The organism is Trichocoleus sp. DQ-U1 (assembly GCF_039961925.1).
In the GTDB taxonomy this organism is placed as follows: Bacteria; Cyanobacteriota; Cyanobacteriia; order Cyanobacteriales; family FACHB-T130; genus FACHB-T130.
On the sequence record NZ_JAMPKB010000003.1, the window covers coordinates 106829 to 119988 of the forward strand.

8 protein-coding genes are annotated in these 13160 nt (G+C 47.8%); 1 reads left to right on the top strand and 7 read right to left on the bottom strand.

The window, feature by feature from the left end:
- Positions 1-2 precede the first annotated feature (2 nt).
- Positions 3-1106, bottom strand: coding sequence for a type IV pilus biogenesis protein PilM (locus tag NDI34_RS02230; RefSeq protein ID WP_190413781.1), 1104 nt, complete (start codon positions 1104-1106; stop codon positions 3-5).
- Positions 1107-1335: 229 nt separating this feature from the next.
- On the opposite strand from NDI34_RS02230, the gene NDI34_RS02235 reads away from it, so the two are divergent.
- Positions 1336-2616 (top strand): sugar ABC transporter substrate-binding protein, encoded by a 1281-nt coding sequence (locus tag NDI34_RS02235; protein WP_190677014.1) that lies wholly within the window; start codon positions 1336-1338, stop codon positions 2614-2616.
- Between the two features lie 157 nt (positions 2617-2773).
- On the opposite strand, the gene NDI34_RS02240 is transcribed toward NDI34_RS02235, so the two are convergent.
- The 6 genes from NDI34_RS02240 to NDI34_RS02265 form a co-directional block, all read right to left on the bottom strand.
- On the bottom strand, positions 2774-4132 hold the full coding sequence (locus tag NDI34_RS02240; RefSeq protein WP_348231722.1) for an ATP-binding protein: 1359 nt from the start codon (positions 4130-4132) through the stop codon (positions 2774-2776).
- A gap of 579 nt (positions 4133-4711) precedes the next feature.
- Positions 4712-5626 carry a PAS domain S-box protein gene (locus NDI34_RS02245; RefSeq protein ID WP_348231723.1) on the bottom strand — a complete coding sequence of 305 codons (915 nt, stop codon included), beginning with the start codon at positions 5624-5626 and terminating at the stop codon, positions 4712-4714.
- Positions 5623-7482: a CheR family methyltransferase gene (locus tag NDI34_RS02250; protein WP_348231724.1), complete on the bottom strand. Its 1860-nt coding sequence runs from the start codon at positions 7480-7482 to the stop codon at positions 5623-5625. Before NDI34_RS02250 ends, NDI34_RS02245 begins: the two co-directional genes overlap by 4 nt.
- Positions 7483-7943: 461 nt before the next feature.
- On the bottom strand, positions 7944-9608 hold the full coding sequence (locus tag NDI34_RS02255) for a chemotaxis protein CheB (protein WP_348231725.1): 1665 nt from the start codon (positions 9606-9608) through the stop codon (positions 7944-7946).
- 270 nt (positions 9609-9878) lie between these two features.
- A complete protein-coding gene (locus NDI34_RS02260) occupies positions 9879-12575 on the bottom strand; it encodes an ATP-binding protein (RefSeq protein WP_190427568.1) in 2697 nt (898 codons plus the stop codon).
- A gap of 127 nt (positions 12576-12702) precedes the next feature.
- Complete coding sequence (locus NDI34_RS02265) at positions 12703-13131, bottom strand: response regulator (protein WP_190413616.1); 429 nt, start codon at positions 13129-13131, stop codon at positions 12703-12705.
- Positions 13132-13160: the final 29 nt, after the last annotated feature.

The following is a 13160-nucleotide window of genomic DNA, read 5'->3' on the forward strand; positions in this document are numbered from 1 at the left end:
CTTTAAACCTCTCGTAGTCCTAATCCCAATACCACTCCCAATCCCGGTCTTTGCACTGGTGAAATTTCCTCTATCACCTCCAAGGAAAGGGCCGCAACTGGGTCTACTTGTGTCGTTGGCAAGCTCAACCGTTGCGTGAAGAATTCATCCAGTTGTCCAATTCCTCCTCCTGGCCCAGCGAGTAGCAGCTGCGCCACTTCTAAATTTTCGCTCTGATTTAGATAAAAATCGATAGAACGACGCAGTTCGTCGGCAAGCTCTCCCAATACTCTAACCAAAGCCGCCATACCGGGATTGATCCCTGTTGCACCTGTGCGGACATTATCGACGGGGGTGTTGGGAATTGTCATCCCTTGCAGGATTTCAGTGTTTCTCGATGTCGGTAAATTCATCGCCCGATTGAGGGCACTCTGTAGTTGATACGTCCCAATCGGCACGGTGCGCGAGAATTGTGGCACCCCATCTACGATGATGGCAATCTCGGTGCTGTCGAACTCAATATCTACCAAAACGGCAGCTTCTTGAGGACCAAATTGCCGCAACTGCTCTCGAATCGTCCGAATCAGAGAAAAACTGCTAATCTCTAACACATCGATTTTTAATCCAGCTTCGCGGAAGGTTTCGATATAGGTATCTGTCACATCCTTGCGGGTGGCAACTAGCAGCACCTGCACCTTCTCAATTCCATCCTCATCGGTGAAAAATCCCAGCTTCTGGTAGTCTACATCTGCTTCCTCCCGTGGAAAAGGCAAGTAGAGACCGGCTTCGTGATCCAACACCATTTCCCGCAACTCTTTGTCATCAAGTTCCGCAGGCACCGGGATAACGCGCACCACGGCTTCGCGACCCGATACGGCAGTGGCGACGTTCTGGACTTTTATCTTACTTTCAGCGATCGCTTCCTTAATCAGTTCTGCTAAAGCTGGGGCATCGATAATCTTGCCTTCTTGAAAAACCCCTTCCGGAACTTCTTTCGAGGACAGCATTGTTAATTTGAATCCTTGTCCCTGCTTGCGTAGCTGAGCAATATTAATTCGTTCAGGGGCAATTTCTATACCAATTCCTTTGGTACGTTTCGATAATAATCCTTTAAATCGGGTGAACATATCTTTAGGTTTGCTGAGGGGAGCAGCCATAGAAACTTTAGTTAGGTAAGAGAGATTGCGTATAGGGAAATAGAGACAGATTCATGGTACCCAATCTAGCTGACAAACACATCGGTAGAGACAAAAATACACCCTGATAGATTCCGTACCATTAGATATACCTCATCAGGTAGGATGAGTTACTGCTAGCTGGGTTACTGCTAGCGCTGAAAGTGGAATTGCAATTTACATGATCCGTAGGAAAACCTGGAGACGATTGGGCATCTGTACCCTATTGGGGTTCATTTTCAGCTGGGTTATCAGCTGTAGCCCTGGATCTGCCCCATCCGGAAAAGGGGAAATTGAGTTCTGGACGATGCAGCTGCAACCGCAGTTTACTGAGTATTTCAACAAACTGATTGCCAACTTTGAAGCCGAAAATACCGGCGTCAAAGTCCGCTGGGTAGATGTACCCTGGAGTGCGATGGAAAGCAAAATCCTGACCGCGGTTTCGGCAAAAACAGCACCCGATGTCGCGAACCTCAATCCGGACTTTGCCTCTCAGTTGGCGTCGCGCAATGCTTGGTTGAATTTAGATACTAAAGTTCCCCAGGCGGTGCGTCAGCAATATCTACCTAATATATGGAAGGCTAGCACGCTCAGCGACCAAAGTTTTGGACTTCCCTGGTATTTAACGACGCGGGTGACGATTTACAACCAGGATTTGTTTAAAGCCGCTGGGGTAAGCAAACCTCCGGCGACTTATGCCGAACTGGCACAAGTTGCTCAACAAATTAAGGAAAAAACCGGCAAGTATGCGTTTTTTGCAACCCTAGTTCCAGAAGATTCGGCTGAGGTGCTGGAATCGATGGTGCAGATGGGGGTTCAATTGGTGGATGCCAATGGAGAGGCGGCTTTTAATACACCCGCCGGGAAAGCGGCGTTTCAGTATTGGGTAGACCTTTACCAGAAGAAGCTGTTGCCCCAGGAAGTATTGACACAAGGGCATCGACGTGCAATTGAACTGTACCAAGCAGGTGAGACGGCGGTGCTAGCAACGGGCGCAGAGTTTATGGCGACGATTGAGAAGAACGCCCCAGCGATCGCGCAAGTCTCCGCTGCGGCACCCCAGATTACCGGCGAAACGGGTAAAAAGAATGTAGCGGTGATGAATCTGGTGATTCCCCGCGACACTCCAAATCCGGATGACGCCCTCAAATTTGCTTTATTTGTCACCAACGATCAAAATCAGCTGGCTTTTGCTAAGGCGGCGAACGTGTTGCCGTCTACAGTTCAGGCAGTGCAAGAGTACCAAAGCCAGATAGCCAGTAATCCGAAGGTGTCGCCAGTAGAACAAGCTCGCGTCATTAGTGCCAGCCAATTGACATCGGCAGAGGTTTTAGTCCCGGCGATGAAGGATCTCAACAAGTTGCAGAAGGCAATTTATGAGAATTTGCAAGCAGCAATGTTAGGGGAAAAAACGGTAGACAAAGCAGTTGGAGATGCAGCTTTAGCGTGGAATCAACGCTAGGGATTCACGCTAAAGCTGCCAGACCTAACCCCCAACCCCTTCCTGGAATCGGGAAGGGGAGCAATATTCAAGAGAAATATTCAAAACCCCTCTCCGTTTCGGAGAGGGGTTTGGGGAGAGGTTTGGAGAGGCACTTTTTTCTCTAGATGGGGAGTTATCACACGATTACAGCAGTATTAGAGCTTGATGTGACTTCACGGGGCAACTCTAGGCGGAAAGTTGAACCCTCTCCCGGCTGACTTTCCACCTGTATTTTCCCATCCATCATGCGAACTAATCGGTCAGTAATGGCAAGCCCTAAACCCGTACCCCCATGAGTGCGCGTCAGGCTTTGACTGAGTTGTCGAAATTCTTGAAAAATTTGCTGAATTTCCGACTCCTCGATCCCAATGCCTGTATCTTTGACCGCGATCGCAATTTGGTCGGGTGTCGGTTCGCAAGCATCCACAGTAATGCTACCCGAATCGGTAAACTTAATCGCGTTGGAAAGAAGATTAACCAACACCTGCCGCACGCGATTACTGTCATTCACAACACAAGGATTATCAAGACTAACGTGAATATGTACTTCCAGGTGCTTCTGCTGAGCCAAGCTCTGGAGTTCTTCCACCGTTTGCGTGACTAGCTCGACTAAGTCAAATTCTTCCAAATTTAATTCCAGCTTTCCCGCCTCTAGCTTAGAGAAGTCCAGAATATCCTCAATCAGTTTGAGTAGGTGTTTGCCACTATTAAAAATGCGCTCCAGCATATGTATTTGGTTTTGGCCCAGCTGATGCTGAGCTTGGCGCATCAGCAATTGCGTAAAGCCTAGAATCGCATTCATCGGAGTCCGCAGTTCGTGGGACATCAGCGCCAAAAACTGCGACTTCAGCCGGACTTCTTCTTGAAGGCGCAAATTTTGTAAATGATAATAGCGAATTTTCTCCTCCGCTTGCTTGCGGGCGGTGATATCACGTAGCATCCAGCGCAGGGAAGACCCCTTACCTTGCTTATCTGGGACGCTGGCGACAGTCAGCGCAGCATTAAAGAGTTTGCCTTGACGCGATTTTAGTCGCACCTCCCACTCCTGAACTAAGCCTAATTTTGGCACCTGAGTCAGTTGGGAACGAAAGGCTCGACGAGCTTCTTCAGGCACAAATATGATTAGCGGTTTGCCCACTAGGTAAGTGGGCAAGATACCGAGAAGCTCAGCGGCGGCGCGGTTGGCTTCCCGAATCGTTCCCGCCGCATCTGTTACCAGGTAGCCGTCTGGAGCAAACTCGAATAGGTCTAGGTAGCGCTGGCGTTCCGATTCCAATGCTCCCCTCGCCCCTAACAACTCCTCATTCTGCTGGCGCAGTTCTTCTTCGGCTACGTGTAATTCTTCCAAAGCGGTTTTTAATTCTTCCAGCGATCCCGCTAGCAGCTGTGGCTGTTGCTGAGGCGATTCGGTGACACGCTGCTGTAACGCCGCTGCGCGTTGGCGTGCCGTCTCTATTTTCTCGGTAAACCGCTCTCCTTTTAGATGAAAAGTCATGAAATTCTTGATTACTATCTTTTTTTAAACTTTTGTTAAGCTCTTGAATCACCCATTTTGCTTTTTGAGCAATTTGGAAATCAGATTAGCTGTAAGCGCCCTAAGCAACTAGACAAATCACACAAAGTTTTTAGCTTTTGGCAGCCAGTGCCGTTGAACTTAACTTTAATGAATAAATTCCCGTAACACACAAGGTGTGCAAAATCTTAGTAAAGACACTATGTACATACTTTGAGTTAACTGTAAGAAATTTATGTGTAAATCCTCTTTAAGGCTGATAAGTTAGGTGAAATCCATAAGCCGTAACCAGAGCTTTATCCACATACCTTTCCGTTCCTTCTCGAAACCAAACAAACCCGATCCCCCAGCCTTCTGCCCGCTTCACGGTAAGCGTTGCCTGGTTAGAAGAAGAAAAAGATGAAACATTCTAGCTTTTTTTAGGGAGAAAGCGGCTAACTTTAACTTTTTTTTATATTGTCGGATCGAGGTTTAGAAAGCGGTTAGTTTTATACCAGTACGGTTGAGTTTTTACACATACTTAGAAAAGATATTCCAAGACAGACTGTAGCTTTGAGATTTTTATAATATTGGCATAGCGCTGTGCAATTCTTGCATTAATACAATCACTCCCTGAATATCTTTTTTTAAAATAAATAGAGGCATACAGGTGACTTTACACTGAATTGTCCTCCCACGCCGGTTGATAGCATCTAGCGTTTCTTCGTGGTATTCCAAGTCCCCGGTTAAACAGCTTTGAATCGGCTGTCTAAGCTGCTCTACCGGCAAGCCAATCTTTAAATTTAGAAAGGGCTGTCCCTGGACTTCATCGCTTCGCAATCCCCACAAATCTTCAGCTTGAGGATTCCAGATTTGGATGTTCAGTTGTTGGTTTAATACGGCAATTCCGCCCGGTAGGCTGGTAAAAATAGATTTGAGAAAGGCGTTGGCTTGGTTAACCTGGTTGCTGGACAGCCGCAGTTTTTCTGTTGTTAGGCGTAGCTCTTCGTTACTTGTATCTAATTGTTCTGATTTTATTTGTAAATCTTCGTTACGCGCCTCTAAGCTATCAGCAGTGGTCTTAATTTGGGCGATCGCGCTTTGCAGGTGTTCGTTGACGACAAGCCAGTCGTAGTTTTTATTTTCTAAGGCGCGATCGCTCTTGGCTAATGCTTCGACAGTCGCTTGCAGTTGCTCATTGAGAAGTTGTAGCCTCTGTTTAGAGTATTGCACCTGGAACTGTCGAGATTGGTTCATGTCTTGGCAATCGCTCTCCATCGCTGCCAAACGCTCGTTGGATTGAGATAGCTCCTCGTGCGCCACCAGCAAGTCTTCCAAGACGAAGCAAAAGTCCTCAAACGCTGCCGTCGCCAACACGATTTGCTGCAAGATTAATGCCTGTAGGGGCGATGAATCAATGGCTAATAAATATTTGTGCAGGATTGCCAAGTGTTGTTGTAGAAGGATTATCTGCTGGGAAAACTTGTCCTCATTCATTCAGGAACTCCTTCTTGCTCCTCCATGAATAAAAGCACTTCTCGAATCTCTCCCTCCTTCCCTAACAAAGGTTTACAAGAGACTTTACACTCAATTGCCTTGCCGCGTCGGTTAGTGGCATTGAGGATAATTTCTTGTAAATCGTTCTCCCCAGCTAGACAGTTGCGAATCGGCTGTTTGAGTTGCTCTACTGGCAAGCCAATATCTAAATTTAGAAAGTGTTGTCCTTGGATTTCATCGCTTCCCAGTCCCCACAACTCCTCAGCTTTGCGATCCCAACGCTGGATATGCATATCTCGCCCGACTACGACGATGCCGCCCCGAAGAGTGCCTAAAATCGATTCTAAAAAGGCGTTTGCGTCGTTGAGTTCTTCGCTGCGGCGGTGCATTTCATCGTTAAGAGCCTGCAATTCCTCATTCGTGGATTGTAGCTCTTCGTTCATGGTTTCTAGCTCTTCGTTAGAGGATTGGAGTTCCTCATTTGTCGTCTCTAACTCTTCGTTAGAGGATTGGAGTTCCTCGTTCGTCGTTTCCAACTCTTCATTCGTAGACTGGAGTTCCTCATAAGCCATTTCCAGTTCTTGGTTGGATTGTTGCAAATCGTCCTGTAGCTGTTTGTAGCGGCTGACATCAATGAAGGAAATACTGACGCCTAAAAGATTGTTGGATACCTCTACGAGCGGTACCACCAGCACGTCTAGAGTAATCGTTTCGCCTTTCGGAGTTTGCCACGGCACATCCCTGACAGTAATCTGTCGGCGCTCCGCATAGGCTTGATCGATACAAGAGCGTAATTCCAGGGGACGATAAGAAATTTCTAAATCTTGCAAGGGGCGACCCAGATCCTTCGGACTCAAGGGAAACATTGCCCTAGCACGTTCGTTCACCAGCACTAAAAAGCCATTGACATCTATCACTATCTGGGATGTTGGGCTGCTGTCGAAGGCGACTTCCCGAATGCGGACATGAGTGGCTAGATTGTTCACTGCCTCCTCGCTGCCAGACTGAGCCATAAGCAACAACCGTTCGCGTATTCCTATTTTATGGGCTTTGGTAAAGATACGCCGCTTCAAATCCACAGGTGTGAAAGTGTGGCTGTGGCTGAGCAACATCTCCGCCTTCCCTAAAAAGATAAAGCCACTGTCATTCAGGGCAAAGTGAAAGCGGGAGAGGATTTTAGATTGAGTTTCGGCATTGAAATACATCAAAGTGTTGCGACACACCAGTAAGTCAATGCGGGAGATGGGAGCATCAATCGTCAAGTTGTGACGCCCAAAAATCACCGAGCGACGCAGATCCTTGCGAAAGTTATAGCCGCGAGCGCATTCCTCGAAGTACTTCTCTACCATTTCCGGAGCCAGATCCGCGACATCCTTCGCTGAATAGGTCGCTTGGCGGGCTAGATTGAGGGCTTCCTCGTCTAACTCGGTGGCATAAATTTTCACCCGTTCTTTGAACTGTTCCACTCCCAGCGCTTCAGCGAACGCGATCGCGATAGTATAAGCTTCTTCTCCAGAGGCACAGCCAGCACTCCAGATGCGGATCGGTTCGTTGATTTGTTTGCGGGCGGCAATGGTGGGAACGATTTCTTCAATAATGTAATCCCAGGCTGAGCGATCGCGGAAGAAGGCAGTTACATTAATCAACAACGTGTTAAACAGGTGAATAAATTCTTCTGGATATACTTCTAGGTAATCCATATAATCGTTGTAGCTTTCCAGTCCTACTATCTGCATCCTTTTCAGGACGCGACGCATCAGAGAGGAACGTTTGTAGCCAGTAAAATCAAAGCCACGGCTGCCTTTAAGATACTCTAGCAGCGCTTCAAATTCAGGGTTGAGGATTGAGCGATCCATAAGTAGTTGTTAGTTATACCAGTTTTCCATAAGTGCAATACGGTTTTGACCTCGCTTCCATTGCTCTAGAAGAATCTGAGAGAGGCTTTGAATTGACCGCCCACAACCGCGTTGGGAAGAGGGTTAGCGCTTAGGTTTTCTCTGTATATCTTACCCGATCGAAAATGACTATAATAGCTACTCGCTTAATCGAATATTTTTTTACACAACATCAATTTAGTATATTAGCGTAATTAGATATCACGCTTTGGGAGTGGTAGAAAGGTTAGTTGTCAATCGCAGCAAGCTGAGGACTTAATGACTACTGAGGATTTCCGATTCCCAGTCTTCAACAAAGTTACATTGATTGCTCACAGTTTGATTAGCGATTCGTGGTAAATCACTAGCTTTTTGCCCTATTTTTATTAGCAAACTCTATCTATAAATGATTAAAGTTGGTGACAACAATTTGCCATTTGCAATTAGCTATTTACCAGATTCACCAAAGTAGCAGCAATTTCATTTAAGGGGAGTATCCAATCGACTGCTCCAGTTTCAATTGCGGCTCCCGGCATCCCAAAATACTGCGAAGATTCCCGATCTTGCGCGATCGCGATTCCGCCCATTTGTTTAATCGCTCTGATGCCGGTTGCACCATCCTTACCCGTCCCGGTGAGGACAACCGCGATCGCTCGTTCTTTAAAACTCGCCGCGATTGATTCAAAGAGTAGATCAGCGGAGGGACGGACAAAATGCACCAGTTTCGTCTGGGTGAGGGAGAGAGTAGCGTCAGGGTCGATCAGCAGGTGATGATTCGGCGGCGCGATATAGATTGTCCCCGGACGCATTTGCTCTCTTGGTTCTGCCTGCTTGACGGGTAGAGACGTGCGACGATTCAGGATTTCTGCGAGTAGGCTGGGGTGTTTGGGGTCTAGGTGCTGGACGATGGCGATCGCTGCCGGAAAGTCTTTTGGCAAGCCAGAAATCAATTCGGTGATGGCTTTTATCCCACCGGCAGACGCTGCCACTGCCACGATGGGAAAGGTAATCAAAGGGTGAGAATTTTCTTCGGTTTCTGGGTTCGATCCTGCTTTTCTCCGATTCTCCTTTTCTACCTGCTTCCCATTTTCCGGGTCTGTCTGGGTATTTTTCTCTTTGTCCCCATTGCCATTTAAAAGCAGTTGCCGGATGATGGTAGCGTTGTGCTGAGCTTCGTGCGCCTGTTCTTCAAAGCGTTTGGCTGACCGAGTTTGGTTGCGATCGCGTGCCCCTTGATGCATCCGACGGGACAAAGCGGCACGTTCTTCTAGTGCCCTAAACGCATTCCACAGTGCCGTCTCTAGTGCCTCAGATTGCTCTGCCAGCAGAGTCTCGCCGGAATAGGCGTGACCCGTGCGGCAGCGGAACCGAAGCAACTGACCGTCGTGCAGTTCCCACAGGGCACCCCCGCAATCTGGACAGCCGAAGCCGGAGGGCGTTCCGGGTCTGTCATCTTTGTGTATGGAAGCCATATTTAATTCTGCGCTCTCGGATTCCATTTCCATCTCATCAGTTACAGGCTCTTTTTCCTCGGCTGTCACTGACTCTTGAGCCAAGCTTACCAGGGTAGGAGCGATCGCTGACAAAGGCAAAATATAATCGACTTCTACGTTCTCGATAGCGCTACGGGGCATTCCGGGAAACAAGGCGTCGTTGGGATCTTGAACCACTGCGACACCGCCTCGCTGCTTCACCGCTGCGAGTCCCGCCGTCCCATCGTCAAGATTGCCTGAAAGCACCACACCCACCACTCGCCGTCCATAGAACTGGGCTGCCGTGCGAAATAGGGGATCGATGGCGGGTCTGTGACCGTTCTCTCTGGGACCACGAGCCAGGTGGATGTATCCGCGTTTAACTAATAAATGGTAATTGGGGGGTGCCACATAAATCCGCCCATATTGAATCGCCTCGCCGTCCTTGGGATGAGATGCTTTCAAAGAGCCGCAGCGATTCAGGATACTTGGCATGGCGCTGGTGCTGTGGGCAGGGAAGTGTATGACGACAAAGATTGCAGCTGGCAAATCCGGCGGCAAAGCCTTGACCAGTTGAGTCAGCGCTTCTACCCCGCCGGCAGAGGCACCGAGGACGATAATATCGTGACCAGACATTTATTTTCTCAATGCAGCGGATGAATTAAATTACCCAATCAAGCGAAGACCGAATTCTCAAAACTCTTTTCAATCGAACAAGTAGCTGAATCATCGCCGCAGACGCTTCGAGATCCTGTATTGGTTACTTTAGGCTAACATCTGTCACTCGTCATCAATCCTCGGCATGAAAGCGCTTACTGAGTGTAGAGCAATTCTATTTGAATTGTGAGGGTGTAGGGCACCCTTGATTGAGAACTGCCTCGACACAACTGATTCGATGAAAACAAGCTAAATACTGACTCGGCGGGGAAATTTTACATTGAAGGTAGATCCGTGACCTAAATGACTTTCCACTGATATTTTTCCATGCATTAATTGCACTAATGAGTGAGTGATGGCAAGCCCTAAACCCGTACCCGGATATTTTTTGGCGAGGGACTGATCGACTTGCCGAAATTCTTCAAAAATATGCTTTAAGTTTTCCTCAGCAATTCCAATTCCGGTATCTTGAACGCTAAGTAACACTTGATCCGGGGAAATTTCTTGTACTTTGATGCACACACTTCCGGTGTCAGTGAATTTAATCGCATTGGAGAGAAGATTTACCAAAATCTGCCGCAGCCGAGCGCTATCATTCAATATCTGAGGGTTTTGTAAATTTGCCTCAACTTGCAGCTCCAAATGCTTTTCTGAAGCAAGCGATCGCAATTCTTCCGCGGTTGTTCTCACTAGCACTGGCAGATTAAATTCTTCCAGTTTGAGTTCCAATCTTCCGGCTTCAATTTTTGAGAGGTCAAGGATGTCATTAATCAGCGTTAGCAGGTGTTTCCCATTGCTGAGGATGCGATCTACCATGTCCAATTGTTGCGGGCTAAGCTGATTTTGCCGCTGGCGCAACAGCAGTTGAGAAAAGCCGATCACGGCATTCATCGGCGTCCGCAGTTCGTGGGACATGGTGGCGAGAAACTGCGATTTCAACCGCGCTGCTTCCATCAATTGCAGATTCTGAAGTTGAATTTGCGTGGAAAGATTTTCGAGTTCCTTGTTTTGCTGAGCCAGGATTTCGTTTTGTAAAGCTAAGCGTTCCTCTCGTTCTTCTAAAGCATTGATCAGACGGGCATTATTAATCGCGATCGCGGCTTGTTCTCCCACCGCCGCCAGCAGATATCGGTCTTCTTCGTCAAACGCATGAGAATTTTCCCAATTACCGATTGCCAGCACGCCCAACCGTCCCGCTTGCGCGGACTCAATCGCCACCACATAAAGTGAAGCTGGCAACTCTGAGGGCTTTACGGTGTCGGATGTCGAGTGGAGGAAAGCGGCTTGTTCCCCTTCGATAAGCTGAGAAATCCCAGTCAAAAACACCTGAGAAAGCAATCCTTCCCCCGAACTAAAACCATCTTCCAGGCGCAATTTTTCCGTACCGATTCCCGCCGTCACCGTTAAGACCAGGCGATTGCACTGGGGGTTTTGCAGCATGATAAAGCAAAACTGGGCACCCGCGATCGCATCGCAAACCGCTTGAACCATCACCCGTAACAAACCGGGTAAGTCACTCAGGCGCTGGTTTAGTAAATTTGTCAGCTGCTGGAGTGTCCGGAGTTGTTGCTGTTGTTCGCCCAGAATAATGATCGCCTTGCGTAAGTTCTCGGTCGCCGCTTGCGCTTCTCGGTATAATTTTCCATTTTCGACCGATAAGGCAGCACGACGGGCAAGTTCCTCTGCCAGAGCCAAGTCCATCGCATCGTAGCGGCGTTTCTCTTGAGTGGACACCAAGGAAATTGCCCCCAACGTGCGATCGCGCACCAACAGGGGCACCACCATGTAAGACTGAAAGCCCAGCTCCCGAACGATTTGCAGATGTTCGGCATTGCGGGTCGCAGCTACGAGCATTTCGTCGTCAATTTCAACGGCAAATTTTGGTTTGCCCGTGCGTAATACAATGCTTGCGGGGTGTTCTCCATCCGGGTCGGGGGGGAACAGATGCAGCACCTCTTGCACCAACTTCTCTGGAGAGGGGTTTGCATAAGCCGTCCCCATCCGATGAATTGAGCCGTCCGCTGCCAGAATATCTACTATGCACACGTCGGCTAAGTGGGGTACTGCCAATTGAGCCAGATTCTCCAGGGTTGTTTTGTAATCTAGAGAAGCTGAAAGGACAGCACTCGCTTCTGCCAGAAATCGCTGGTTTTCTAATGCCCGCTTACGCTCTGTAATATCGCTAATAATTCCAGACATTCGGAAAGGCTTGCCGTTCCCATCTCGCTGCGCTTTGCCTCTGGCAATGCAGTAACGATAATGCCCAGAAGCGTGCAACAGCTTAAATTCCACATTACATTCCACTTGATGCTCCAGGTGATCGCGGATGCTCTGGACGATGCGGTATCGATCTTCTGGATGCAAAAGTTGGCACAATGCCTGGTAATTGCCGACAAATTCTTCACGGGACAAGCCGCTGATTTCAAAACAGCGGTCATTCCAATAAACGGTGTTGGTGGTGATATCCCAGTCCCAAATTCCGTCGTTCGATCCCTCTAGAACAAATCGATAGCGTTCTTCGCTTTCTTTGAGTAATTGGTTTGCTTCTGATGCCTGTCTTTCCGCTCGATAGAGGCGAAGCGCATTGTGCAGGCTGCGAGAGAGACTTTCTGGAGAAACTTTGCCTTTAGAAATATAGTCGGATGCTCCGGCTTTCATCAGTTCGACGGCAGTTTGTTCGTCTCCCTGACCCGTCAAGACGACCAAGGGGATTTTAAAACCAGACGAGCGGATATTTTGAACGAGGGTGAGTCCATCCCCGTCAGGCAAGCGATAGTCGAGGAAGACACAGTCAAAATGGTCGCTGTGTAAAGTAGCGATCGCTCCTTGGCAGTCGCTGGTTTCTACTAATTCCATTTGCACGCCAGCCGTTTTGAGCGACCGGCGAACCGCCATCCGGTCTACTTCATCATCATCGACTACCAGGATTTTTAACTTTTCTTCCATAACCATTCAAGGACGGAATTCGTAAAAAGCTTTGAGTTTTAAATTTTAAGTTTTGAATTAAAGAATTTTCTTGTAATTCATCACTCATCACTCATCACTCTTACAATCCATTACCCATTCTCCAAAATTAGGGCATTTCACTGAGCATCCAATATTGATTGAGCGTTGCCACTACCTCCACGAATTTAGCAAATGTTACGGGTTTGACAATATAACCCGCTACATTGAGATTGTAGGCTTCCACCTTGTCTTTATCTTCATTGGAAGTCGTTAGTACAATCACTGGAATTGCTTTGAGTTCTGGGTCTGCCCGCAATTCACGCAAAAATTCAATTCCACCCATTTTGGGCATATTCAAGTCGAGTAAGACCAGCCGCCGCTCTCGCGGAACCTTTGTTGAATCGTCAGTCCCCCGCAACATAGCTAGTGCTTCTAGCCCGTTATTGGCAACATAGAAGGGATTTTGAATATTATTTTTTTTGAATGCCCGTTTTACGGTCATCACATCAACTTCGTCGTCATCAACTAGCAAAAGGTTTGTCATCTTATCTACCATGATTTAAAAAACTATTGATTATTATTTTT

Bases quoted from the DNA above. Each gene is read 5' to 3' on its own strand.
- NDI34_RS02235 (WP_190677014.1), top strand. From the start codon at position 1,336: ATGATCCGTAGGAAAACCTGGAGACGATTGGGCATCTGTACCCTATTG.
- NDI34_RS02240 (WP_348231722.1), bottom strand. From the start codon at position 4,132: ATGACTTTTCATCTAAAAGGAGAGCGGTTTACCGAGAAAATAGAGACG.
- NDI34_RS02230 (WP_190413781.1), bottom strand. From the start codon at position 1,106: ATGTTCACCCGATTTAAAGGATTATTATCGAAACGTACCAAAGGAATT.
- NDI34_RS02265 (WP_190413616.1), bottom strand. From the start codon at position 13,131: ATGGTAGATAAGATGACAAACCTTTTGCTAGTTGATGACGACGAAGTT.
- NDI34_RS02245 (WP_348231723.1), bottom strand. From the start codon at position 5,626: ATGAATGAGGACAAGTTTTCCCAGCAGATAATCCTTCTACAACAACAC.
- NDI34_RS02255 (WP_348231725.1), bottom strand. From the start codon at position 9,608: ATGTCTGGTCACGATATTATCGTCCTCGGTGCCTCTGCCGGCGGGGTA.
- NDI34_RS02260 (WP_190427568.1), bottom strand. From the start codon at position 12,575: ATGGAAGAAAAGTTAAAAATCCTGGTAGTCGATGATGATGAAGTAGAC.
- NDI34_RS02250 (WP_348231724.1), bottom strand. From the start codon at position 7,482: ATGGATCGCTCAATCCTCAACCCTGAATTTGAAGCGCTGCTAGAGTAT.